General features: G+C 63.6%; 19 protein-coding genes. 15 read left to right on the top strand and 4 right to left on the bottom strand.

Translation table 11 applies throughout. From position 1 onward, the window contains the following. The first annotated feature begins 28 nt into the window (after positions 1–28). The 10 genes from CK215_RS13190 to CK215_RS13145 all read left to right on the top strand — a co-directional run bounded on the left by CK215_RS13190 (position 29) and on the right by CK215_RS13145 (position 11,750). Positions 29–2,014 carry a CocE/NonD family hydrolase gene (locus CK215_RS13190; protein WP_095831169.1) on the top strand — a complete coding sequence of 662 codons (1,986 nt, stop codon included), beginning with the start codon at positions 29–31 and terminating at the stop codon, positions 2,012–2,014. A 149-nt stretch (positions 2,015–2,163) separates the two neighbouring features. Continuing rightward, complete coding sequence (locus tag CK215_RS13185; protein ID WP_095776969.1) at positions 2,164–3,750, top strand: ABC transporter substrate-binding protein; 1,587 nt, start codon at positions 2,164–2,166, stop codon at positions 3,748–3,750. A gap of 17 nt (positions 3,751–3,767) precedes the next feature. Continuing rightward, a complete protein-coding gene (locus CK215_RS13180) occupies positions 3,768–4,727 on the top strand; it encodes an ABC transporter permease (RefSeq protein WP_067324105.1) in 960 nt (319 codons plus the stop codon). 11 nt (positions 4,728–4,738) lie between these two features. Beyond that, positions 4,739–5,566 carry an ABC transporter permease gene (locus CK215_RS13175; RefSeq protein WP_066995982.1) on the top strand — a complete coding sequence of 276 codons (828 nt, stop codon included), beginning with the start codon at positions 4,739–4,741 and terminating at the stop codon, positions 5,564–5,566. Beyond that, positions 5,566–7,221 carry an ABC transporter ATP-binding protein gene (locus tag CK215_RS13170; RefSeq protein ID WP_067324103.1) on the top strand — a complete coding sequence of 552 codons (1,656 nt, stop codon included), beginning with the start codon at positions 5,566–5,568 and terminating at the stop codon, positions 7,219–7,221. The genes CK215_RS13175 and CK215_RS13170 overlap by 1 nt, the downstream gene beginning before the upstream one ends. 90 nt (positions 7,222–7,311) lie before the next feature. Continuing rightward, positions 7,312–8,151 (top strand): alkaline phosphatase family protein, encoded by an 840-nt coding sequence (locus CK215_RS13165; RefSeq protein WP_095831168.1) that lies wholly within the window; start codon positions 7,312–7,314, stop codon positions 8,149–8,151. A gap of 271 nt (positions 8,152–8,422) precedes the next feature. Beyond that, positions 8,423–8,989, top strand: a complete 567-nt coding sequence (locus tag CK215_RS13160) for a sigma-70 family RNA polymerase sigma factor (RefSeq protein ID WP_095782222.1) — start codon at positions 8,423–8,425, stop codon at positions 8,987–8,989. Beyond that, positions 8,986–9,654: an anti-sigma factor gene (locus CK215_RS13155; RefSeq protein ID WP_095831323.1), complete on the top strand. Its 669-nt coding sequence runs from the start codon at positions 8,986–8,988 to the stop codon at positions 9,652–9,654. The genes CK215_RS13160 and CK215_RS13155 overlap by 4 nt, the downstream gene beginning before the upstream one ends. Continuing rightward, a complete protein-coding gene (locus CK215_RS13150; RefSeq protein ID WP_095831167.1) occupies positions 9,644–11,083 on the top strand; it encodes a S8 family serine peptidase in 1,440 nt (479 codons plus the stop codon). The genes CK215_RS13155 and CK215_RS13150 overlap by 11 nt, the downstream gene beginning before the upstream one ends. Positions 11,084–11,210: 127 nt before the next feature. Next, positions 11,211–11,750 carry a GNAT family protein gene (locus CK215_RS13145; RefSeq protein ID WP_095831166.1) on the top strand — a complete coding sequence of 180 codons (540 nt, stop codon included), beginning with the start codon at positions 11,211–11,213 and terminating at the stop codon, positions 11,748–11,750. Between the two features lie 38 nt (positions 11,751–11,788). Here CK215_RS13145 and CK215_RS13140 read toward each other — a convergent pair whose 3' ends face one another. Then, complete coding sequence (locus CK215_RS13140) at positions 11,789–12,811, bottom strand: substrate-binding domain-containing protein (protein WP_067324096.1); 1,023 nt, start codon at positions 12,809–12,811, stop codon at positions 11,789–11,791. Positions 12,812–13,171: 360 nt separating this feature from the next. Here CK215_RS13140 and CK215_RS13135 point away from each other — a divergent pair, with 360 nt between their 5' ends. The 5 genes from CK215_RS13135 (at position 13,172) to ugpC (ending at position 19,679) form a co-directional block, all read left to right on the top strand. Then, on the top strand, positions 13,172–14,527 hold the full coding sequence (locus CK215_RS13135; RefSeq protein ID WP_066996009.1) for an ABC transporter substrate-binding protein: 1,356 nt from the start codon (positions 13,172–13,174) through the stop codon (positions 14,525–14,527). Positions 14,528–14,694: 167 nt separating this feature from the next. Further along, positions 14,695–15,708 (top strand): sugar ABC transporter permease, encoded by a 1,014-nt coding sequence (locus CK215_RS13130; protein WP_095831165.1) that lies wholly within the window; start codon positions 14,695–14,697, stop codon positions 15,706–15,708. Position 15,709: 1 nt separating this feature from the next. Continuing rightward, positions 15,710–16,864: a carbohydrate ABC transporter permease gene (locus CK215_RS13125; protein WP_067324093.1), complete on the top strand. Its 1,155-nt coding sequence runs from the start codon at positions 15,710–15,712 to the stop codon at positions 16,862–16,864. A gap of 4 nt (positions 16,865–16,868) precedes the next feature. Further along, the gene (locus CK215_RS13120) at positions 16,869–18,533 is read left to right on the top strand and encodes an alpha-glucosidase (protein WP_095831164.1); all 1,665 of its coding nucleotides are present in this window, start codon (positions 16,869–16,871) and stop codon (positions 18,531–18,533) included. 33 nt (positions 18,534–18,566) lie between these two features. After that, entirely contained in the window at positions 18,567–19,679 is a 1,113-nt protein-coding gene (gene ugpC / locus CK215_RS13115) for a sn-glycerol-3-phosphate ABC transporter ATP-binding protein UgpC (protein WP_066996021.1), read from the top strand. 104 nt (positions 19,680–19,783) lie between these two features. Here ugpC and CK215_RS13110 read toward each other — a convergent pair whose 3' ends face one another. From CK215_RS13110 to CK215_RS13095, 3 genes are all read right to left on the bottom strand, one after another. Then, positions 19,784–20,014: a DUF680 domain-containing protein gene (locus tag CK215_RS13110; protein WP_066996024.1), complete on the bottom strand. Its 231-nt coding sequence runs from the start codon at positions 20,012–20,014 to the stop codon at positions 19,784–19,786. Between the two features lie 147 nt (positions 20,015–20,161). Next, the gene (locus tag CK215_RS13105; protein ID WP_066996029.1) at positions 20,162–20,368 is read right to left on the bottom strand and encodes a DUF680 domain-containing protein; all 207 of its coding nucleotides are present in this window, start codon (positions 20,366–20,368) and stop codon (positions 20,162–20,164) included. Positions 20,369–20,993: 625 nt separating this feature from the next. Next, positions 20,994–22,538 (bottom strand): DegQ family serine endoprotease, encoded by a 1,545-nt coding sequence (locus CK215_RS13095; RefSeq protein ID WP_095831163.1) that lies wholly within the window; start codon positions 22,536–22,538, stop codon positions 20,994–20,996. Between the last annotated feature and the right edge of the window lie 51 nt (positions 22,539–22,589).

Here is a 22,589-nt window from a genome sequence, read left to right as displayed (position 1 = left end):
TCGGCGACGGTTCCATCATGTGCCTTGCATGAAAACCGTCACAGAATTCCCTCGCAAGGTCGTCGAATTTCCCGATATGGGCATCGTCATGCCGGATGGCTGCCGGCTGTCGGCGCGTATATGGATGCCTGAGGATGCCGGCGACAACCCGGTGCCGGCGGTCCTCGAGCATTTGCCCTACCGCAAGCGCGACGGCACCATCTTCCGCGATCAGCTGACGCATCCCTATTTCGCCGGACACGGCTATGCCTCGATCCGCGTCGACATGCGCGGCAACGGCGATTCCGAAGGGCTGATGGACGACGAATATTCCGAGCAGGAATTGCAGGACGCCTGCGACGTCATCGCCTGGGCGGCCGCGCAGCCCTGGTGCAACGGCAATGTCGGCATGATGGGCATATCCTGGGGCGGCTTCAACTGCCTGCAGGTCGCGGCAAAGCAGCCGCCGGCGCTGAAGGCGGTGATCAGCCTGTGCTCGACCGTCGACCGCTATGCCGACGACATCCACTACAAGGGCGGCTGCCTGCTGCTCGAGAATTTCGGCTGGGCCTCGACGATGCTCTCCTACTCGTCGCGGCCGCCGGATCCGGAAATCGCCGGCGGCAACCGCTGGCGCGATCTGTGGCTGAGCCGGCTGGAGAACCAGGCTTTTCTCGCGCCGCTATGGCTCAGCCACCAGCATCGCGATGCCTACTGGAAACGCGGCTCGATCTGCGAGGACTTTTCGGCCGTTAAGGCGGCAGTGCTGTCGATCGGAGGTTGGCATGACGGCTACCGCAACACGATCTCCAATCTCGTCACCAACATCCAGGCGCCGGTGAAGGGCATCGTCGGCCCCTGGATCCACAAATATCCGCATTACGCGGCACCCAATCCGGCGATCGGCTTCCTGCAGGAGGCGCTGCGCTGGTGGGACCGCTGGCTGAAGGGCGCGGCGACCGGCGTCGAGGCCGACCCGGACTACCGCGCCTATGTGATGGACAGCGTGCGTCCGGCCCGCTGGCATCCCGAACGGCCAGGCCGCTGGATTGCGGAACAGCAATGGCCCTCGCCCAACATCAAGATCAAGGCAACCGAGCTCATTCCCGAGGGCGCCGGGCCGGCAATCGTCGCCTCGCCGCAAAGTTGCGGGCTTGCGGGCGGCGAGTATTTTCCCTTCACCTCCGGTCCGGAACTGCCGGGCGACCAGCGCCCCGACGACGCGCTTTCGGTATGCTTCGACCAGGTCGAACTCGAGGAGGCGATCGACATCGTCGGCGCGCCGGAAGTCGAAGTACGGGTCGCCTCGGACCGCCGCCAGGCCAACATCGCGGTGCGTCTCTGTGACGTGCATCCGGACGGCGCCTCGGAGCTGATCTCCTATGGCGTGCTCAACCTCACCCACCGCAACTCGCACGAGTTCCCGGAAGCGCTGGTGCCAGGCGAGACGGTCTCGGCACGCGTCGTGCTCGATCAGTGCGCCTACCGGGTGCCGGCCGGGCACCGGCTGCGGGTCGCCGTCTCGACGGCCTACTGGCCGATGATCTGGCCGTCGCCGGAGCCGGCGACGCTCGAACTGTCGGCCGCGACGCTCAAGCTGCCGCTGCGCCCGCCGGCGACGGCCGACGAGGCGTCGTTCCTCGAACCGGAAGGGGCTACGCCCTGGGCGACCGAGACGATCAGGCCGACCAATTCCGAACGGCATATCCACCGCAACGAAAAGACCGGCGTCGTCACGCTTGCCGTAACGGACGATTTCGGCGAGGTGCGCGACCTGGAGCACGGGCTGGTCCACGGCAGCATGGTCAGGGAGACATGGGCGATCCAACCCGACGATCCCCTGTCGGCGACGGGCAGCACGCATTGGACGCAGACATTGTCGCGAAATGAATGGTCGGTGCGGACCGAGACCTTCGCCGAGATGCGCTCGGACGCGCAAGACTTCATCCTCAGCGCCAGAATCGAGGCCTATGAGGGCGAAACACTGGTGTTCGAGCGCGATTTCAAACAGACGATTCCCCGCGCTCTCGTGTGAGCGCTGACAAGATTGGTCCAAATGCGACGCGCCATTTACGCCACGGCATGTCGCATTCGGTCTTGCTTACAGCTTTCCGTTGCGCTCATTATCCCTCACAAGAACAAGAACCGACCACATGGTCGTACCATCAGAGTGAGGAACCCGTAATGACAAACGAACTCGACTATCTCAGCCGGCGCGTCGCTGCCGGAAAGCTCAGCCGCCGCGACTTCCTTGGCCGCGCCGCCGCGCTCGGCGTCACCGCGCCCTTCGCCAACTCGCTGCTTTCGAGCGCTGCCCGGGCTGCCGGCCCCGTCAAGGGCGGCACGTTGAAGGCCGGCCTGGTCGGCGGTGAATCCACCAACAGCCTCGACCCCGCGCTGATGATGACCCAGGTGCCCTTCGCCTTCGGCAAGTGCTGGGGCGAAATGATCGTCGAGCTGTCGCCCGACGGCAAGCTCGAGAACCGCATCGCCGAGGAAATCGGCTCTTCCGACGACGCCAAGGTCTGGACGCTGAAGATCCGCGACGGCATCGAATTCCACAACGGCAAGACGGTGACCGCCCAGGACGTGGCAGCCACGCTCGAGCGCCATTCGGACGAGAAGTCGAAGTCCGGCGCGCTCGGCTACATGAAGGGCATCGAGACCATCAAGGCCAACGGCAAGGAAGTGGTGCTGACCCTGAAGGAAGCCAACGCCGACCTTCCCTATCTGCTCAGCGACTATCACCTGATCGTCCAGCCGAATGGCGGCAAGGACAAACCCGATGCCGGCATCAGCGCCGGCCCTTACAAGGTCAAGGTCAACGAGCCCGGCGTGCGCCATGTCGGCGAACGCTTCGCCAACTACTGGCAGGGCGACAAGATGGGCCATGCCGACCAAGTCGAAGTCGTCGTCATCAACGACGCGACGGCGCGCACGGCGGCCCTGCAGGGCGGTCAGGTCAACATGATCAACCGCGTCGAGCCGAAGATCGTCGACCTGATCAAGCGCGTGCGGGGCGTCACCATCCGCAACCACTCCGGTCCCGGCCACTACGTGTTCATCATGCATTGCAACACGGCGCCGTTCGACAACAACGACCTCAGGATGGCGCTGAAGCTGGCGATCAACCGCGAAGAGATGCTGAACAAGGTGCTGCGCGGCTACGGCTCGCTCGGCAACGACTTCCCGATCAACGCCTCCTACCCGCTGTTCACCGAGATCGAGCAGCGCAAATACGACCCCGACAAGGCCAAGTTCCACTACAAGAAGTCGGGTCACGACGGCGCCGTCCTGCTCAGGACGTCGGATGTCGCCTTCCCCGGCGCGGTCGATGCCGCGCAGCTCTATCAGCAGAGCGCGGCCAAGGCCGGCATCAAGCTGGAAATCAAGCGCGAGCCCGGCGACGGCTATTGGAACGAAGTCTGGAACAAGCAGCCCTTCTGCGCTTCCTATTGGGGCGGCCGCTCGACGCAGGACCAAATGTACTCGACCGCGTACCTGTCGAGCGCCGACTGGAACGACACGCGGTTCAAGCGGCCGGACTTCGACAAGATGGTGCTGGCGGCGCGCGCCGAGCTCGACGAGGCCAAGCGCAAGCAGATGTACCATGACATGGCTGTGATGGTGCGTGACGAGGGCGGCTTGATTCTGCCGATGTTCAACCAGTTCATCGACGCAACTGGTCCCAAAGTCGGTGGCTGGGTGGACGATCCGCATCAGGAGCTGATGAACGGCTACGCCTTGGCGAAGTGCTGGATGGAAGCCTAAGGTCCGGCCTTGCGGAGATGTCCTCACCCGTCGTGAAACTGGTGGCCCAGCGCGTTGCGCTGGGCATCCTCCTTCTGCTGGCCGTTTCGGTCCTGATCTTCGCCGGCACGCAGATCCTGCCCGGCGACGTCGCCCAAGCCATCCTCGGACAATCGGCGACGCCGGAGTCGCTCGCCAATCTGCGCGAACAGCTCGGACTCAATCAGCCTGCCTATATCCGCTACTTCCACTGGCTGGGCGGCGTGCTCACCGGCGATCTCGGCACTGCCATGTCGAGCGGCCAGGACATAGCGACATCGATCAAGGAACGGCTGTGGAACACCTTGTTCCTGGCCTTCTGGGCGGCAATCGTGGCCATTCCGCTGGCGATCACGCTTGGCCTGATCGCGGTGCGCTACCGCAATGGCTGGGTCGACAAGATGATCTCCGGGGTGGCGCTCGCCTCGACTTCGTTCCCGGAATTCTTCATCGGCTACCTGCTGGTCTTCTACTTCGCGGTCGAGCATCAATGGTTCCCCGCCATCTCGACCGTCTATGACGGAATGTCGTTAGGCGAGCGCTTGCAGGCGATCGCGCTGCCGGCGGCGGCGCTGACGCTGGTGGTGCTGGCCCACATGATGCGCATGACGCGAGCGGCGATCCTCAACGTCATGCAATCGGCTTATGTCGAGACGGCGGAGCTCAAGGGGCTCTCGGCTTTCGCGGTCATCCGCAAGCATGCCTTCCCGAACGCGATCGCGCCGATCATCAATGTCGTCATGCTGAACCTCGCCTATCTGGTGGTCGGCGTCGTCGTGGTCGAGGTGATTTTCGTCTATCCGGGCATGGGGCAATATCTCGTCGACCACGTCACCAAGCGCGACGTTCCCGTCGTCCAGGCGGTCGGCCTGATCTTTGCGGCCGTCTATATCGCCCTCAACATCATCGCGGACATTGCGGCGATCGTCGCCAATCCGCGGCTCAGGCATCCGAAGTAGGGGGCGCCGGTATGCTCGATATCAGACGCACTCCTGTCGCGGCGCTGATCGGCATTGTGCTGACGACACTGTTCGTGCTGGCCGCGGTCTTGGCGCCATGGATTGCCCCGCACGGCAATGCCGAGATCGTCAGCGACGTCCCTTGGGAACCGATGTCATCGGTGCACCTGTTGGGCACCGACAATCTCGGCCGCGATCTCCTGTCCCGCATGATCTATGGCGCCCGCATCACGCTGTTCATCGCCGTGCTGGCCACCGCGCTGTCCTTTTCGCTCGGCGCCATTCTGGGCTTCTCGGCGGCGGTGTTCGGCGGCTGGTTCGACACGATGCTGTCGCGCCTCGTCGACCTGCTGATGTCGATCCCGACGCTGATCATGGGCCTGGTCGTCCTGTCGGTGCTGCCGTCCAACCTGGTGACGTTGATCCTGGTGATGGGCATCCTCGATTCGACCCGTGTCTACCGCTTGTCGCGCGCGGTGGCGGTCGACATCAACGTCATGGACTATGTCGAGGCCGCGAAACTGCGCGGCGAAGGCAGCGGCTGGATCATTTTCCGCGAGATTCTGCCGAACGCGCTGTCGCCCCTGGTCTCGGAACTCGGTCTGCGCTTCATCTATGCGGTGCTTTTCCTGTCGACGCTCTCCTTCCTCGGCCTCGGCGTGCAGCCGCCGGACGCCGACTGGGGCGGCATGGTGAAGGAGAACAAGGACGGCATCGTCTTCGGCATCCCGGCGGCGCTCATCCCGGCGGCGGCGATCGCGGCTCTGGCGATCTCGGTCAACCTTGTCGCCGACTGGGTACTCAACCGCACGACCAGCCTGAAGGGAGGGCGCGGGTGATGGCTGACAGCAAAGCAAACTCCGGCCGACTCCTCGACATCCGCAATCTGCGCATCGAGGCGACCGTCTACCCGCCCGGCGAGGCGCCGAAGACCATCACCCTTGTCCATGATGTCTCGCTGACGCTGGAGAAGGGCAAGGTGCTCGGCTTGATCGGCGAATCCGGCGCCGGCAAGTCGACGATCGGCCTGTCCTCCATGGGCTATGGCCGGGGCGGCGTGCGCATTACGGGCGGCGAGGTGATCCTCAACGGCCGCGACATACTGAAGGGCGGCAAGGAGGGCTTGCGCAAGCTGCGCGGCCGCGAAGTGTGCTATGTCGCCCAGTCGGCGGCGGCGGCCTTCAATCCGGCGCACCGGCTGATGGACCAGGTGGTGGAGGCGACGCTTCTGCACGGCACGGCAACCCGGGCCGAGGCCGAGAAGCGAGCCGTCGCGCTGTTCAAGAAGCTCAGCCTGCCCAATCCGGAAACGATCGGTGAGCGCTTCCCGCACCAGGTCTCCGGCGGCCAGTTGCAGCGCGTCATGACGGCGATGGCGCTTTGCTCCGAGCCCGACCTGATCGTCTTCGACGAGCCGACCACGGCGCTCGACGTGACGACGCAGATCGACGTGCTGGCGGCGATCAAGGACGCAATCCGCGATACCCATGTGGCGGCTTTATACATCACCCACGACCTCGCCGTGGTGGCGCAGGTCGCGGACGAGATCATGGTGCTGCGCCATGGTCGGCTGGTCGAATGGGGCGGTACCCGCCAGATCATCAAGGAGCCGCGCCAGGAATACACCAACGCGCTGGTCTCGGTGCATGAGATCGAGCACAACGAACAGCAGCCCGGCACCACACCGATGCTGTCGGTGAAGAACGTGACGGCCGCCTATGGCGGCGGCCTCGTCAAGGTGCTGAAGAACGTCTCGGTCGACATCTACCCGGGCCAGACGCTGGCCGTCGTCGGCGAGAGCGGTTCCGGCAAATCGACGCTGGCGCGCGCCATCACCGGCCTCCTGCCGCCCGAGCAGGGCAGCGTCTTCTTCGACGGCCGAACGCTTGGCAACAGGCTCGCCGATAGGCCGAAGGAGGATCTGCGCCAGCTGCAGATGATCTACCAGATGGCCGATGTGGCGATGAACCCGCGCCAGACCGTGGGAACGATCATCGGCCGGCCGCTCGAGTTCTATTTCGGCATAAGGGGCCGCGAGCGCGACAAGCGCGTCGCCGAGCTGCTCGACCAGATCGAGATGGGCAAGGGCTTCATCGACCGCTATCCGGCCGAGCTTTCGGGCGGCCAGAAGCAGCGCGTCTGCATCGCCCGTTCGCTGGCCGCCAAGCCGAAGCTGATCATCTGCGATGAGGTGACCTCGGCGCTCGATCCGCTGGTCGCCCACGGCATCCTCAAGCTGCTGCTCAACCTGCAGCAGATCGAGAAAGTGGCCTATCTCTTCATCACCCACGACCTCGCGACAGTGAAGTCGATCGCCGATTCGATCGCGGTCATGTATCGCGGCGAGGTCGTCCGCTACGGCTCCAAGAGCAAGGTGCTGGCGCCGCCCTTCGATGCCTATACCGACCTTCTATTGTCCTCCGTCCCCGAAATGGAGATCGGCTGGCTGGAGAAGGCGATCGCCGGCCGGCGCATGGAAAGCGCCGGCAACTAAGCTGGCTTGCTCTTCTCTGTGCTTCTGGGACTTGGCCGGGTCGGTCAAGCCCTCGATGCTGATCCTCCCGCAAGACCGCATGGAATTGCCGTGGCGCTTAAATCCAAATTGCTGCTCATCATCCTTGACGGCGTGCCCTACCGGAACTGGCGCCGGCTCATGGGCAATCTCGAAGGCTGGGTACAATCGGGTGAGGCGCAAGTGTGGAGAATGCGCTCCGTGCTGCCGTCAACATCGGCCTGCTGCTACGCCTCGATCCATACCGGGGTCACGCCGCAGGTTCATGGCATCCTCTCCAACGAGAACCGGTTCCGGGTCAGGCAGCCCGATATCTTCTCGGAGGTCAGCAAGGCGGGCGGCAGAACCGGGGCGGTGACGCATTCCTACTGGTCGGAATTCTTCCGCTCCCATCCGTTCGATCTGGTCGAGGACATGGAATTCGACGAGCCTGGCGGGCCGATCACGCATGGCCGCTTCCACACCATGACCGGCTACAATCTCAAGAACCAGATGACGCCGAGCGATGTCGACCTGTTCGCGACATTGACCATGCTCACCCGCCGCCACGGCATCGACTACGGCATCCTGCACAGCTGCACGCTGGACTCGATGGGTCATCGCTTCGGCCACAACTGCCACGAGATGGATCATGCCTGCTACGCGATGGACGGTATGCTCGCCGCCTTCCTGCCCGGTTGGCGCGAAGCCGGCTATGAAGTCATCGTCACCGCCGATCACGGCCAGACGGACCGCGGCCATCACGGCGGGCATGACGACGAGATGCAGGATTTCGCGCTCTACTATTTCGGGCCGGCGAAGGGTCCAGAAGCCGACGCGCTGCTCGACCAGCTGCAGCTCGCGCCGACGGTGCTGAGCCGGCTCGGCGTGGAGGTGCCGGCGACGATGAAGGGGGAGGTGTTTTTGATTTAGCTCCCCCTTCTCCCCTTGTGGGAGAAGGTGTCGCCAAAGGCGACGGATGACGGGTGTTCCAGTGAACGCCAACGTCTCACTCCGCTGGAACACCCCTCAACCGTCTCGGCGCTCCGCGCCGATCTACCTTCTCCCACAAGGGGAGAAGGGGGCGCCACCTCTGGCAACGCTCATCTTCTTCGGTTAGCTTCCGAAAATTCCTTGGCGGAGGATGAACCTTTTTGGACCGACCAGCGACAGAGCCACGAGGAGCCAGGCGGCTCGACCGGCCATGAACGCGGCGACCGAAACCGATCGCGCGCTTGTAGACCGGGTCGCGAAGGGCGACCGGGCCGCCGTGCGGCTCCTGTTCATGCGTCACCACGCGCGGATCTACCGTTTCGTGGCGCGCCAGACGGGATCGGAAATGATGGCCGACGATATCACCAACGAGGTCTTTCTCGAATTGTGGCGCCAGGCGCCGAGCTTCGAAGGCCGCTCCGAAGTCTCGACCTGGCTGCTCGGCATCGCCCGCTTCAAGGCACTGTCCTTGCTGCGCAAGAAGAAGGAAGACTGGATCGACGACGATGCCGCGGCGCAGGTTCCCGACAGCGCCGACACGCCGGAAGTGGTCACCATGAAGGAAGACAAGGCCGCCGCCTTGCGCCGCTTTGTCGATGCCTTGCCGGACGAACACCGCACGGTGGTCGATCTTGCCTATTACCATGGCCAGTCGGTGACCGAGATCGGCGAGGTGCTCAACATCCCGGTTGCCACCGTCAAGACCAGGATGTTCTACGCCCGCAAGAAACTCGGCGAAGCCCTCAAGGCGGCCGGTTACGACAGGGGGTGGCCATGAGCGCCGCTGAAAAGATGTCGCGCCGCGACGAGATGGAGACGCTGCTGCCGTTCTACCTCAACGGTTCGCTGGAAGGCGCCGAACTCGAAGCCGTCGAGGAATGGCTGGCCTCCGATCCTGCGGCGATGGCCGCGCTCGGCGAGGCGGAAGCCGAATTCTCCGGCACCGCCGCCGCCAACGAAGCGATCCGACCGCCGGCCGACGCGCTCTCGCGCTTTGCAAGGGCGCTCGACGCCGAGGCCGGTGCGGCGCGAGCGCCCGCCGGCCAGTCATGGCTGGCGAAGGTCTTCGGCCGGGTCACGGCAATCCCCTCGGGTGTCGCTTGGACGGCGGCCGCGGCGCTGCTTGCGCTGGTCGTGGCGCAGTCTTTCGAGCGGCCGGGCGGCAAGGGCAACGACTTTGAAATCGCCGGCGCTCAGGATGATCTGCCAAACCTGCCCTTCGCCCTGGTGAAGTTCAAGCCGGATGCCAAGATGTCGGACATCGCCGCCTTCCTTGGCCAGAACGGGCTGAAGATCGCCGGCGGGCCGACCGCCGCCAATGTGTTTCACGTGACGATCCCGGCCAGCACGGCGGCCGACTACGACAAGCTCGTCGGCCTTATTGCCGCCCAGCCTTTCGCGGAAGCTGTGGTGCAGGGAAGGAAACCGGTCGATGGCGGCTAAGGCGGTCGTTCTTCATGCGGCAATGCTGGCGGCGACATTTGTAGGCGCTCCCGCCGTTGCGCAGACCAACGATCCGAACCTCTCGCAAAAGCAGATCGACTGCCTCAGCCGCACGACGGCGGCCGGCGCTGACTGCGAGGACGGCGCCAAGAATGGGGGCGGGCAATCCGGCGCGGGCAATGCCGTCGGCGGCGCCGTGTTCCTGCCGTCGCTGATCGTCGACCTGTTCCCGAATCCGCCTGCACGGCCAACGCCTGCGCCAACGCAGCCGGCGCCTCCAAAGAGTCCAACAAGCTCAGCGGCGCCCGCTCCGCCGCCAAGCGGCCCCATCACACCGCCTACCGGGCTCAATCTCGCCGCGCCGCCGCGTGCGGTCAGTGGCGAGTTCGTGCCCGACGAGGTGCTGGTGACGGTCGCCGGCGATGCCGGCGCGGTGCAGCGGATCGCCACCACCTTGGGCCTGCAGGTGCGCTCGCAGCGCCAGTCGCGGCTGCTCGGCACAACGCTGGTGCGCTACGGCATTCCGGACGGACGGCCGGTCGGCGTCGTGCTGGCGCAGCTTGCCGCCGACGGGCGTACGCAGCGGCGTGAGCCCAACCACATCTATTCGTTGCAGCAGGCCGCCGGCATCGTGAACTATGCCTTCGAGCGCATCGCGCTCGATTCGAAACAGGCGAGCGGCGAGAACGTGCGCATTGCCGTCATCGACACCGGCATCGACGATACCAACCCAGCACTGAAAGGCGTGATCGCCGGCCAGTTCGACGCCATGCCGAACGTGCCGATCAAGAAGCGCGACCACGGCACCTCCGTCGACGGGCTGATCGCCGGCGTCGGCGCGCTGGAAGGCATCGCGCCGGGCGCCAAGATCTATCACGCACGGGCCTTCGAGGGCGGCAAGTCGAGTATGGATGTCATCCTGTCGGCGCTCGACTGGGCGGCGGAACAGGACGTGCGCATCATCAATATGAGCTTCGTCGGGCCGAAGAACGACCTCCTCGGCACCGCCTGCCGCAATGCGCGCGCGCTCGGCATGGTGCTGGTCGCAGCGGCCGGCAACAACGGGCCGAAAGCGCCTTACGGCTATCCGGCAGCCTTCGACGGGGTCATCGCGGTCACCGCGACCGACGCCAAGGACGGGCTGATGCCGCAAGCCAATCGCGGCGCCTATGTCTTCCTCTCGGCGCCGGGCGTTGAGATGGTTGCGCCGAGCGGCACCGGCTCGGACGTGGTGACCGGCACCTCCTTCGCCGCCGCGATCGTCTCAGGCGCGATCGCCAACCTGATCCATGCCGCGCCCGACCGCTCGGCCGATGAGATCGAGAAGGCGCTGGCGGCCACGGCCAAGGATCTCGGCCCGAAGGGGCGGGACAATGACTTCGGCTATGGGCTGTTGGATATCAAGGCGGCCGGGGCGGCAAAGGAGTGAGTCTCGTGTTTGAGGCTCATGCCCCGATGCTTTTCTGTTGCAACTCAATCAATTGGCTATCGCAAATGACCGCGATGAGCGGAGTCGGCCGTTCGACAAATAGGCACGAACATCTTAGCTTCTACAAATGATAGCCGATCTTCCCGAACTTCGGGGCGCTCGCCTCATCCTTCGCAGACCAATTCCCCAAGATGTGGAAACGCGGCTAGCGCTTGGTCGGCATCGCGAGATCGTTGAAGCCTATGGTCGGACATTCGGCCCAAACACAACCTTTACCCGAGGAGAAGCCGAGGCTGCCATTCGCTTCATCGAGCAACAGAACTGTGCCTGGGTCATTGATGCCGGTTCCTTTGTCGGCCATGTCCGCCTGCACAGCATAGATTGGCAGGACAAGAGGGCAGCCTTGGCCATCGGCATCGACGACCAAGCATATCTAGGCAAGGGGTATGGTACCGAAGCGATCAGGCTTGTGCTCGAACATGCGTTCGGTCGTGGCCTGCATCGAGTTTCGCTAAGGGTCTTATCGAGCAATTTCCGCGCGATCGCCTGCTATCGCAAGTGCGGATTTGTGGAGGAGGGTCGCGAGCGCGAAGCCGCATTCGTCGGCGGGGCTTGGCAGGATGACATCATTATGGGGCTGCTGGACAGAGAATTCAGTCCGTTCTGAAGGTCGACTCGGTCGCGTCGGAAGAATTGAGGTTTGACCTACACCGGCGCGCCGGCCACCGACCCCCGCACCACCAGATCGACCGGCCAGACCTCGCCGCGCGCGCCCTCTTCCAGCCCTGATATCCGCGCCGCCAACCGCTCGGCAACACGCGCGCCGGCAAGGCGGATCGAGGAGCGCGTGGTCGACAGCGGCACCGGGAAATTCTCCGGCCGCAGCCAGGGAAAGACGTCGTCATGGGCGACCAGCGACAGATCGCCCGGAATGGTCAGGCCGAGATCGCGCACGGCGCGGACGACACCGAGCGCCATGATGAGACTGGAGCAGACGATCGCCGTCGGGGCTCCGCTTTCTTCGAGCAGGCGGCGGGCGGCGCGATAGCCGTTTTCCTCGGTCATGGTCGTGGAACAGATGTGGCGCTCGCCCAGTGTCAGTCCGCTGGCGGCAAGCGCCCGGCGCACGCCGCGCTCGCGATGGATGGCGAAGGTCTCGCGGTCATCGCCGTTGATCAGCGCCAGCCGCTTGTGGCCGAGCTGGACGAGAAGCCTAGCCGCTTCGTGGAAGGCGCCCTCGTTGTCGATATCGAGATAGGGATAGTCGAACTCAAAACCCTCGCTGCGGCCATGGACGATGAAGGGGATGCCCAGCGTGTTGACCAGCGCCAGCCGCCGGTCGGCCGGGCGTGGCGAGGAAATGTAGACGGCGTCGACCTGGCGGTTGGCGACGATACGCCGATAAGTCGTCTCCTGGTCGTCGGCATCGGCCGGCGAGAGCACCAGATCGAGCTCGTGGGAGCGGGCATAGTCGCCGAGACCCGAAAGAAACTCGACGAAATGCGGATCGATGTCGACGGCGTTGCCGGTCGGCAGCACATAGCCGATCATTCCCGATTTGCCGGTGGCTAGCCGCCGCGCGCTGGGGTTCGGCCGGTAGCCGTGGCGCTTAGCAGCATCCATCACGCGACGCCGCGTCTCCTCACTGACCTCCGGGTAGCCGTTCAGCGCGCGGCTTACCGTGGTCTGCGAAAGCGACAGCATGTGCGAGAGTTGCTTGAGGTTCATCGGAGGCCTCCAGCCTCAAAGCGCTTTCAATTTGAATCGATCCGATGATCGCCCGCACCATCGCCCGACGTCATGACCTTAGGGGCGGCCAAAGACGGATTGAAGCCGAAATTGCTGCTGCAGCGCCAAAAAAGCTTGCTGCATTGCACCTTTTTCTCTTCTCGCCAGCGGATTTAAATCGATTAGCACGGCCGACCCCTTGACTTCCGCCTGATTCAATGGCGAGATCAGATTAGCCAAAGCGCTTTGGAAGACTCTTCGAAAGGTTGCGGTTGCCTTCTCGCTGAGTCACAGTTCCGTGGGCGTCGGCGGACGAGATGGAGGTTTCGTCCGAACTGTCTCAACACTGGGAGGACTGCCATGAAGAAAATGCTTCTCTTGGGTGCTGCGTTCGCTGCGCTCACCCTTGGCCTGCCGGCACATGCCGAACTGAAATTCAAGCCGGGCGAGGATTCGAAGTTTCATTGGGCGAATTACGACGATCTCAAGAAGGTCGACCTCAAGGGCGAAACGCTGACCATCTTCGGTCCGTGGCGCGGCGAGGACGAGACGCTCGTGCGTTCGGTGCTCGACTATTTCTCCGAGGCGACGGGAGCAGAGGTCAAATACTCCTCGTCGGAGAATTATGAGCAGCAGATTGTCATCGACACTCAGGCCGGCAGCCCGCCCAACATCGCCATCCTGCCACAGCCGGGACTGATCCAGGATCTCGCTTCCAAGGGTGTGCTGACCCCGCTGGGCGACGACGTCGCCGCCTGGATCAAGGAAAATTATGCCGCCGGCGACTCCTGGGCCAAGCTCGGCACCTATACGGGCAAAGACGGCAAGCCGGGCTTCTATGCCTTTCCCTACAAGATCGACGTGAAAGGTCTGGTCTGGTACTCGCCAGATAATTTCGAGGAGGCCGGCTACAAAGTTCCGAAGACCCAGGAGGAACTGGCCGATCTCGAAAAGAAGATCATTGCCGACGGCGGCAAGCCCTGGTGCATCGGGCTGGGTTCGGGCGGCGCCACCGGCTGGCCGGCGACCGACTGGGTCGAGGACATCATGCTGCGCACCCAGCCGCCGGAAGTCTACGACAAATGGGTGAAGAACGAGATTCCCTTCACCGATCCGGCCGTGGTCAACGCCCTCGACATCTTCGGCAAGATCGCAACCGACGACAAGATGGTCGACGGCGGTGCCAAGGCCGTCGCGGCAACCGACTTCCGCGACAGCCCAAAGGGCCTCTTTACGGTGCCGCCGAAGTGCTACATGCACCATCAGGCATCGTTCATTCCTTCCTTCTTCCCGGAGAATGTGAAGCTCGGCCAGGATGCGGACTTCTTCCCCTACCCGCCCTACGCCTCGAAGCCGGAACTGGGCACGCCGCTGGAAGTGGCCGGAACGCTGGTGATGATCACCAAGGATTCCAAGGCTTCGCGTGAGTTCATCAAGTTCCTCGAGATGCCGCTCGCGCATGAACTGTGGATGGCGCAGAAGAGCTTCGTCACGCCCTTCAAGGGAGCCAACAAGGACGCCTATGGCAGCGACGCGCTGAAGAAGCAGGGCGAGATCCTGGTCGGGGCCACCACGGTGCGTTTCGACGGCTCGGACCTGATGCCCGGCAAGGTCGGCGCAGGCTCGTTCTGGACCGGCATGATCGACCTGGTCGGCGGCAAGTCCGCGCAGGACGTCGCCGCCGATATCCAGAAGAGCTGGGATGCCATCAAGTAGGCCGCCGCGCGCGACCCGAGACTTTTCTCATCCTCCTACTGGATCCGGGCTACGGCCCGGGTCCGACCGGCAGCCCACGCCGGAAGCCTTCGCGTTCCGAATAACTGAAAGTCGGCGCATGCGGCTGCCAGCCTTGGCCGGCCGGTCATGCCCAGGGAGAGGGACCCATGGCGGCTCAGATTTTCTCGGCCATATTCGTCATCATCATCGGCGTCGGCGGCTGTGTCGCGTATTTCTGGGGCGCCAACAAGCTGCTAGATCTCATCTTTCCGTCGCGCGGCGTCTCCGGCAGCGCCGCCGTCGACAATCTGCGCCGGCAAGGGCTGGTGCGGCCATGGCTGTTCGTCGGGCCGGCGATGATCATCCTGACCATCTATCTGATCTATCCGGTGATCGAGACGCTGCGGCTCTCTTTTCTCGACCGCGGCGGCGAGCACTTCGTCGGCCTCGCCAACTACGAATGGGCGTTCAGCGACCAGGATTTCCGCAACTCGATCTTCAACAACATCCTATGGCTGGCGGTTGTGCCGGCGGCCTGCACCTTCCTCGGCCTGATCATCGCCGTGCTCACCGACAAGATCTGGTGGGGGACGATCGCCAAGAGCCTGATCTTCCTGCCGCTGGCGATTTCTTTCGTCGGCGCCAGCGTGATCTGGAAATTCATCTACGAGTATCGCGGCGAGGGCCAGGTGCAGATCGGCCTGCTCAACGCCATCATCCAGTATTTCGGCGGCCAGCCGCAGGTCTGGATATCGCTGCCGTTTTGGAACAATTTCTTCCTCATGGTGATCCTGATCTGGATCCAGACAGGGTTCGCCATGGTGATCCTGTCGTCGGCCTTGCGCGGCATTCCGGAAGAGACGCTGGAGGCGGCCATCATCGACGGCGCCAACCCGTTCCAGATCTTCTGGAAGATCATGGTGCCGCAGATCTGGGGGACGATCGCAGTTGTCTGGACCACCATCACCATCCTGGTGCTGAAAGTGTTCGACATCGTGCTGACCATGACCAACGGCCAATGGAACAGCCAGGTGCTCGCCAATCTGATGTTCGACTGGATGTTCCGCGGCGGCGGCGATTTCGGCCGCGGTGCCACGATCGCCATCATCATCATGATCGCGGTCATCCCGATCATGGTCTGGAACATTCGCCAGGCCAACAAAGAGACGGGAGGACACTGAGATGGCTGCGACCCGCGGAAAGTCCTTCGTCGGCCGATTCGGCGTTCATCTCGCCGTGCTGGTCTTCGTCGTCATCTGGACCATCCCGACACTCGGCATCCTCGTGTCGTCGCTGCGCGACAAGGACCAGATCATCGCGTCGGGTTGGTGGAACTCCTTCTCAAGCTCCAGCCAGACCGAGGCTGGGCGTCTGCCGGCTGCGTCCGCACAAACCCAGAAGGACGGCAAATACGTCATCGAAGGCAACGTCTTCGGCGACGGCGCCAAGCGTGCGATCAGCGCCTTCGGCACCAAGGCGGCGGCGCCGACACAATACAAGGCCGGCACGGCTGCCGATCTCGGCGATGGGGTGTCGCTGCAGGTCAACGCCGACGGCACCTTCGTGCTGTCTTCGCCGAAGCCCTTCGAAGGCGATCGCGGCCAGCGTGTCTACTATGCCTCCTCGGCGCCGCCGAAATTCACCACGGAAAACTACGAGAACGTGCTTCTGTCGCAAGGCATCGGCCGCTCCTTCATGAACTCGCTGACCGTGACCATTCCGGCGACGGTGATCCCGATCCTGATCGCCGCCTTCGCCGCCTATGCGTTGGCCTGGATGCGCTTTCCCGGAAGGGCGCTGCTGATTGCGGTGATCATCGGCCTGCTCGTGGTGCCGCTGCAGATGTCGCTGATCCCGCTGCTCAAGCTCTATAACGGCGTCGGGACCTTCTTCGGCGTGCCGTCGAAAACCTATCTCGGCATCTGGCTGGCGCATACCGGCTTCGGCCTGCCCTTCGCCATCTACCTGCTCAGAAGCTATATCGCCGGCCTGCCGCGCGAGATCATGGAATCGGCACGGATCGACGGCGCCAGCGATTTCGAGATCTTCGTCAAGATCGTGCTGCCGCTGTCATTCCCGGTGCTTGCCTCCTTCGCCATCTTTCAATTCCTGTGGGTGTGGAACGATCTGTTGGTGGCGATGGTTTTCCTCGGCACGGCGCCCGACCAGATCGTGCTGACGGCGCAACTCAACGCGCTGCTCGGCTCGAGAGGCGGCAATTGGGAAATCCTCACGACATCGGCCTTCATCACCATCATCGTGCCGCTGATCGTGTTCTTCTCACTGCAGCGCTATTTCGTCCGCGGGCTGCTTGCCGGCTCGGTGAAAGGAGGTTGAGACAATGCAATCGGCTTTGAAGACGAGTTCGAGACCGGACCCCGCCGTAGACCGCGACTGGTGGCGGGGCGCGGTGATCTACCAGATCTATCCGCGCTCTTATCAGGACTCGAACGGCGACGGCATCGGCGACCTGCAAGGCATTGTCCGGCGGCTGCCCTACATCGCCTCGCTCGGCGTCGACGCCATCTGGATCTCGCCCTTCTTCAAATCGCCGATGAAGGATTTCGGCTACGACGTGGCGGACTATTGCGACGTCGATCCGATGTTCGGCACGCTGGCCGACTTCGACGCGCTGGTGGCGGAAGCCCATCGGTTGGGCCTCAAGGTGATGATCGACGAGGTGCTGTCGCACACCGCCGACATCCACCCTTGGTTCAAGGAAAGCCGCTCCAGCCGGACCAATCCGAAAGCCGACTGGTATGTGTGGGCGGACGCCAAGCCCGACGGCACGCCGCCCAACAACTGGCTGTCGATCTTCGGCGGCTCGGCCTGGCAATGGGATACAAGCCGCCAGCAATATTACATGCACAATTTCCTGGCCGAGCAGCCCGATCTCAACTTCCACAACGCAGAGGTCCAGGACGCGCTGCTCAACATCACCCGCTTCTGGCTGGAGCGCGGCGTCGACGGGTTTCGCCTCGACACCATCAATTTCTACTTCCACAGCCTGGGGCTAGAGGACAACCCGCCGCTGCCGCCGGAAGAGCGCAACGACCAGACGGCGCCGGCCGTGAACCCCTACAATTACCAGGACCATATCTACGACAAGAGCCGGCCGGAGAATCTCGGTTTCCTTGAGCGCTTCCGCGCGCTGCTCGACGAATATCCGGCGCAAGCCGCCGTCGGCGAGGTCGGGGATTCGCAGCGCGGGCTGGAGGTGGTGGCCGCCTACACCGCCGACGGCAAGCGCGTTCACATGTGCTATTCCTTCGACTTCCTGGCACCGGAAAAGATCAGCGCCGCCAAGGTGCGGGCGGTACTGGAGGCCTTCGGCCGGGTCGCCAGCGACGGCTGGTCGTGCTGGGCCTTCTCCAATCATGACGTGATGCGCGTGGCCTCGCGCTGGGCCGCCAACGAAGCCGACCCGAGCGCCTATCTCAAGGTGATCTCGGCGCTGTTGATGTCGCTGCGCGGCTCGGTCTGCATCTATCAGGGCGAAGAGCTCGGCCTCGGCGAGGCGGAACTCAAATTCGAGGACCTGCAAGACCCCTACGGCATCCGTTTCTGGCCGGAATTCAAGGGCCGCGACGGCTGCCGCACGCCGATGGTGTGGGATGCGGCGGCCAAGAATGGCGGCTTCTCGACCGCCAAGCCATGGCTGCCGGTGCCGGGCAAGCATCTGGCGCAAGCCGTGAATGTGCAGCAGGGCGATCCGGGCTCGCTGCTCGAGCACTACCGGCGCTTTCTCGCCTTCCGGCGTCAGCATCCGGCGCTGGGCAAGGGCGCCATCGACTTCATCGAAAGCGATGGCGACACCGTCGCCTTCACGCGCCGCGAAGGCAACGAGCGCATCGCCTGCGTCTTCAACCTCGGCAGCAAGCCGGCCGAAGTCGATCTCGGCAAGGGCTCGCTGCAGACCTTGCCGGGACATGGCTTTTCGGGACAAGGTGGCAGCGGGCCCATCCGCCTTGGCGGCTATGGCGCCTGGTTCGGGCGGATCGACTGAGTTGAGAACAGACAATCACTGGGAGAGGAAACCATGGCCGATGTCACGCTGAACCAGGTGAAGAAATCATACGGCAACCTCAACATTCTCCACGGCATCGACCTCGACATCAAATCGGGCGAGTTCATCGTGTTCGTCGGGCCGTCGGGCTGCGGCAAGTCGACCTTGCTGAGGTCGATCGCCGGTCTCGAGGAAATCACCTCCGGCGTGCTCCAGATCGACGGCGAAGTTGTGAACGACGTGCCGCCTTCGAAGCGGGGCATCGCCATGGTGTTCCAGTCCTATGCGCTCTATCCGCATATGACCGTTTACGACAACATGGCCTTCTCGATGAAGATCGGTAAGGAAAGCAAGGCCGAGATCGACAAGCGCGTGCGCCAGGCGGCCGAGATCCTGCAGCTCACCAAGTATCTCGACCGCCTGCCCAAGGCGATGTCGGGCGGCCAGCGCCAGCGCGTCGCCATCGGCCGTGCCATCGTGCGCAATCCGAAGGTGTTCCTGTTCGACGAGCCGCTGTCGAATCTCGATGCGGCACTGCGCGTCGCCACCCGCATCGAGATCGCGAAGCTGAAGGAATCGATGCCGAACACGACGATGATCTACGTCACGCACGACCAGGTCGAGGCGATGACGCTGGCGGACCGCATCGTGGTGCTGAAGGAAGGCGTCGTCGAGCAGGTCGGCACGCCGATGGAGCTCTACAAGCGGCCGGGCAATCTCTTCGTCGCGCAGTTCATCGGATCGCCGGCCATGAACATATTGCCGGCGAAGATCGAGAAGGCCGGCAATCCGACCGTGGTCAGCCATGTCGGCGACCGCAAGGCGACGGTGCCGATCACAACGCCCGCTTCGGCGAACGGCGCGGCGGTGAGCTTCGGCGTGCGGCCCGAGGATCTCGCGATCGCGACCGGGACGGATTACCTGTTCGAAGGCAAGGTCGACTATATCGAGCAGCTCGGCGAGGTTCAGCTCGTCTATGTCGACATCGGCCGCGCCGATCTGCCGCTGGTGGCCAAACTGCCGGGAAATGTCGAGGTCAAGCGCGGCGAGACGCTGCGGCTCAATGCCGGCGCCGGGGATCTGCACATCTTCGACGCGGAGGGACATTCCTTCACGCTGCATCGCGACGAGGCGAAGGCGGCCTGACGCGCGGTGCTGCCGTTTCGGCCAAGAGGCGCGAGACGGTCCGGCTAAAGAAAGAGCGGCGAGGTTTGCCCTAGCCGCTCTTTTTCGTCAACTGCCTGCGGCTGTTAGCGGCCGAACAGATTGCGGTCGCTGCCCTGCGGGGCCGACTTGTGCACGTCATTCGACGAGTTCAGCAGCTTGTAGACCGGCGAGTCGGTGCCCACCGACGAAGTGCGGGTCGTGTCGACGGCAGGGGCCTGCTGGCTGGCGCCAGCCGAGCCGTAATTGTCGCTGCCTGCGAAAGCTGCGCCGGAGAGGGCCAGAACGGCCGTTGCGGCAAGAACGATCTTCTTCATTTCAATACTCCTGAATTCTTAACCTGATGTCGTTTCCAAAACTGGGGTACACTTTTGGGCGACATGCCTTGGGGACGCGGCGGGTGAACCCACCGTCTGTCTCCTGTCGGCCATGGCCCCTCATGGATCATGGCCAGGTTCGGCAGTTTAGTTGTTGCCGAAGAGGTTGTGGTCCGCGCCCTGGGTGACGGGCTTCTGAGCGGCCGCTTCCGACCTGTGGGTCGAGGCCGTGCGAGAAGTGTCGACCGCGGCGGCCGGCTGATTGGCGGCGTTGGAACCGTAGTTGTCGCTACCAGCGAAGGCGCTGCCGGAAATGGCCAGAAGGGCGGCGGCAGTGAGAACAATCTTTTTCATTTTTGGTACTCCAGTATGTTTTTTCGTCCGACTAGCGGCGTGTCTTGGGAGTGAAAATCGCGTCGTTCGGACAGCCCCGATGTGGGTGAGCCGGCTGCCGGATTCCAATCACGAAGTTGTTTCGGCTGGCCTATGAATCCCCATCTTGAAATTGTACCAATCGCCGGCCACGATCGGTTTTTACACTGTTGAATCAGTTAGTTATCGCATTTATCCATTTGGCTCACCAAGTGTATACGCGCGCCGATGTTCACCCCGTCCTGCACGCACCGTCAACAGAAACGAACTGTTCGGTTCGATTTTAGAATCTCCTAATAGTCACTTTCCGATACCGCTTGACCATTTTGGACCTACCGGTTTGATTCGGGAGCGTTGCTGCCCACGGGTCAAAGGCGTCGGCAACTCTGGGCGCAGCCTCGTCTGAGCGTCCTTCTCTCCGATCTGGAAGGATCGCGCCGGCCGGGCGCCGAGCCTGCTCGCGCGTCAGCGTCAGCACCAGATCGAAGCCGTCGCGACGATCGTCCAGTTCAGTCAACTCGTCGCGGAAGTCGACCTCGTTTGCGGGCAACCGAAATCTTGTCGGCGGAGCCTGCCGAAGAGGCCGGCAGGCTCCTTGGAAGTTTTCTCAGCCGGCGGCGAAAGGCACGGCGACGAATATCTGCGCGTCGCCGCGATCGACCAGCAGCAGCACCGACTTCCTGCCGGACTTGCCGGCCTCGGCGATCGCCTGGTTCGCTTGCCTTGCGTTTTTCACCGGCGTGCGGTCGACGGCGACGATGACATCGCCGGGTTCAATGCCGGCCGCGGAGGCCGCCTTGTCCGGGTTGACGCGCTCGACCACGGCGCCGCGCTGGTTGTCGGCTAGGTTGAGCTGCTCCCGGATGTCCGGCGTGAGGTCCGTAAGGCCAAGGCCGAGCGAGGGCACGCGCAGGCCCTGTTCGCCAGATGGCTTGCCGCCCTCGTCATTCGAGGCGGTCTTCTGGTCTTCGGCATTGCGGCCGACATCGGCCGAGATCTGCATCGCCTTGCCGTTGCGCCAGACACTCAGCGTTTCCTTGCTGCCGGGGGAGACGTCGGCGACGGCGCGCGACAGATCCTTGGGGTCCTTGATCTCCTGGCCGGCGAAGCCGGTGATGACGTCGCCGGTCTCGATGCCGGCCTTGGCCGCCGGCGAACCGTCGGTGACCGCCGCGACCAGCGCGCCGCCCGGATGGTCGAGGCCGATGGCGCTGGCGACGTCCTGCGTGACCGGCTGGATCTGCACGCCAAGATAGCCGTATTCGATGTCACCGCCCTTCATAAGCTTGTCGACCACTTTTTGTGCCTGGTCCGAAGGAATGGCGAAGCCGACGCCGACGCTGCCGCCATTGGGCGAATAGATCGCCGTGTTGATGCCGACCACATTGCCCTTCACGTCGACAAGCGGGCCGCCGGAATTGCCGTGGTTGATCGGCGCGTCGATCTGGATGAAATCGTCGAACGGCCCGCTGTGCAGGTCGCGGCCGCGCGCCGAGACGATGCCGGCGGTGACTGTGGTGCCGATGCCGAACGGATTGCCGATCGCCAGCACCTGGTCGCCGGTCATCAGCTTGTCGGAATCGCCCCATTTGACGGTCGGCAGCGGCTTGCTCGCCTTGACCTTGAGCACCGCCAGATCGTTCTTTGCGTCGTGACCGACGAGCTTGGCGGGAAGCTCGGTGCCGTCGTCGAGCGTCACCTTGATCGAGGTCGCGCCGTCGATGACATGGTTGTTGGTGACGATGGTGCCATCGGACCCGACGATGAAGCCGGAGCCCAAAGCCTCCTGCCGCGGCGCCTGCTGCGGCGGCGTCTTGGGCATCGGGATGCCCTGGTCGCCGAAGAACTGCTGGAAATACTGGTCGAAAGGCGAATTGCCGTCGAAAGGCGAGCCGTCGTCCGTCGCGCCGGGCTGGGCTTTCATCACGGTCGTCACGGTCACGACTGCCGGCTTGGTGGTGGCGACAACCGGCGCGAACGAGCCGTTCGGGGCGGTAATGCCGGCGACCGGCGTCTGTGTCGTCGCGACCAAGTTGCTCAGGCCGGCATTGCCGGGATTTTGCGCAAAGGAAACAACGACGGGGGAGATGATCAGCGCAGCGCCCAGCAGGGCCGCGACGCGATGTCTGCGAAGAATGCTAAATGGTGACATGGTCGTTTCTGTCCGGGCGAGAGTTGATCCGGCGCCGCGGACGGCTCTCTC

This window comes from Mesorhizobium sp. WSM3864, from assembly GCF_002294955.1.
Classification (GTDB): domain Bacteria; phylum Pseudomonadota; class Alphaproteobacteria; order Rhizobiales; family Rhizobiaceae; genus Mesorhizobium.
The sequence above is the reverse complement of the archived record's forward strand: the minus strand, read 5'-3'. Positions and strand labels throughout refer to the sequence as shown.

Excerpts from the sequence above, each read along its gene's own strand:
- CK215_RS13095 (WP_095831163.1), bottom strand. The coding sequence starts at position 22,538 with ATGTCACCATTTAGCATTCTTCGCAGACATCGCGTCGCGGCCCTGCTG.
- CK215_RS13145 (WP_095831166.1), top strand. The coding sequence starts at position 11,211 with ATGATAGCCGATCTTCCCGAACTTCGGGGCGCTCGCCTCATCCTTCGC.
- CK215_RS13160 (WP_095782222.1), top strand. The coding sequence starts at position 8,423 with ATGAACGCGGCGACCGAAACCGATCGCGCGCTTGTAGACCGGGTCGCG.
- CK215_RS13190 (WP_095831169.1), top strand. The coding sequence starts at position 29 with ATGAAAACCGTCACAGAATTCCCTCGCAAGGTCGTCGAATTTCCCGAT.
- CK215_RS13125 (WP_067324093.1), top strand. The coding sequence starts at position 15,710 with ATGGCTGCGACCCGCGGAAAGTCCTTCGTCGGCCGATTCGGCGTTCAT.
- CK215_RS13110 (WP_066996024.1), bottom strand. The coding sequence starts at position 20,014 with ATGAAGAAGATCGTTCTTGCCGCAACGGCCGTTCTGGCCCTCTCCGGC.
- CK215_RS13170 (WP_067324103.1), top strand. The coding sequence starts at position 5,566 with ATGGCTGACAGCAAAGCAAACTCCGGCCGACTCCTCGACATCCGCAAT.
- CK215_RS13135 (WP_066996009.1), top strand. The coding sequence starts at position 13,172 with ATGAAGAAAATGCTTCTCTTGGGTGCTGCGTTCGCTGCGCTCACCCTT.
- CK215_RS13185 (WP_095776969.1), top strand. The coding sequence starts at position 2,164 with ATGACAAACGAACTCGACTATCTCAGCCGGCGCGTCGCTGCCGGAAAG.
- CK215_RS13180 (WP_067324105.1), top strand. The coding sequence starts at position 3,768 with ATGTCCTCACCCGTCGTGAAACTGGTGGCCCAGCGCGTTGCGCTGGGC.
- CK215_RS13155 (WP_095831323.1), top strand. The coding sequence starts at position 8,986 with ATGAGCGCCGCTGAAAAGATGTCGCGCCGCGACGAGATGGAGACGCTG.
- CK215_RS13175 (WP_066995982.1), top strand. The coding sequence starts at position 4,739 with ATGCTCGATATCAGACGCACTCCTGTCGCGGCGCTGATCGGCATTGTG.
- CK215_RS13150 (WP_095831167.1), top strand. The coding sequence starts at position 9,644 with ATGGCGGCTAAGGCGGTCGTTCTTCATGCGGCAATGCTGGCGGCGACA.
- CK215_RS13140 (WP_067324096.1), bottom strand. The coding sequence starts at position 12,811 with ATGAACCTCAAGCAACTCTCGCACATGCTGTCGCTTTCGCAGACCACG.
- CK215_RS13130 (WP_095831165.1), top strand. The coding sequence starts at position 14,695 with ATGGCGGCTCAGATTTTCTCGGCCATATTCGTCATCATCATCGGCGTC.
- ugpC (WP_066996021.1), top strand. The coding sequence starts at position 18,567 with ATGGCCGATGTCACGCTGAACCAGGTGAAGAAATCATACGGCAACCTC.
- CK215_RS13105 (WP_066996029.1), bottom strand. The coding sequence starts at position 20,368 with ATGAAAAAGATTGTTCTCACTGCCGCCGCCCTTCTGGCCATTTCCGGC.
- CK215_RS13120 (WP_095831164.1), top strand. The coding sequence starts at position 16,869 with ATGCAATCGGCTTTGAAGACGAGTTCGAGACCGGACCCCGCCGTAGAC.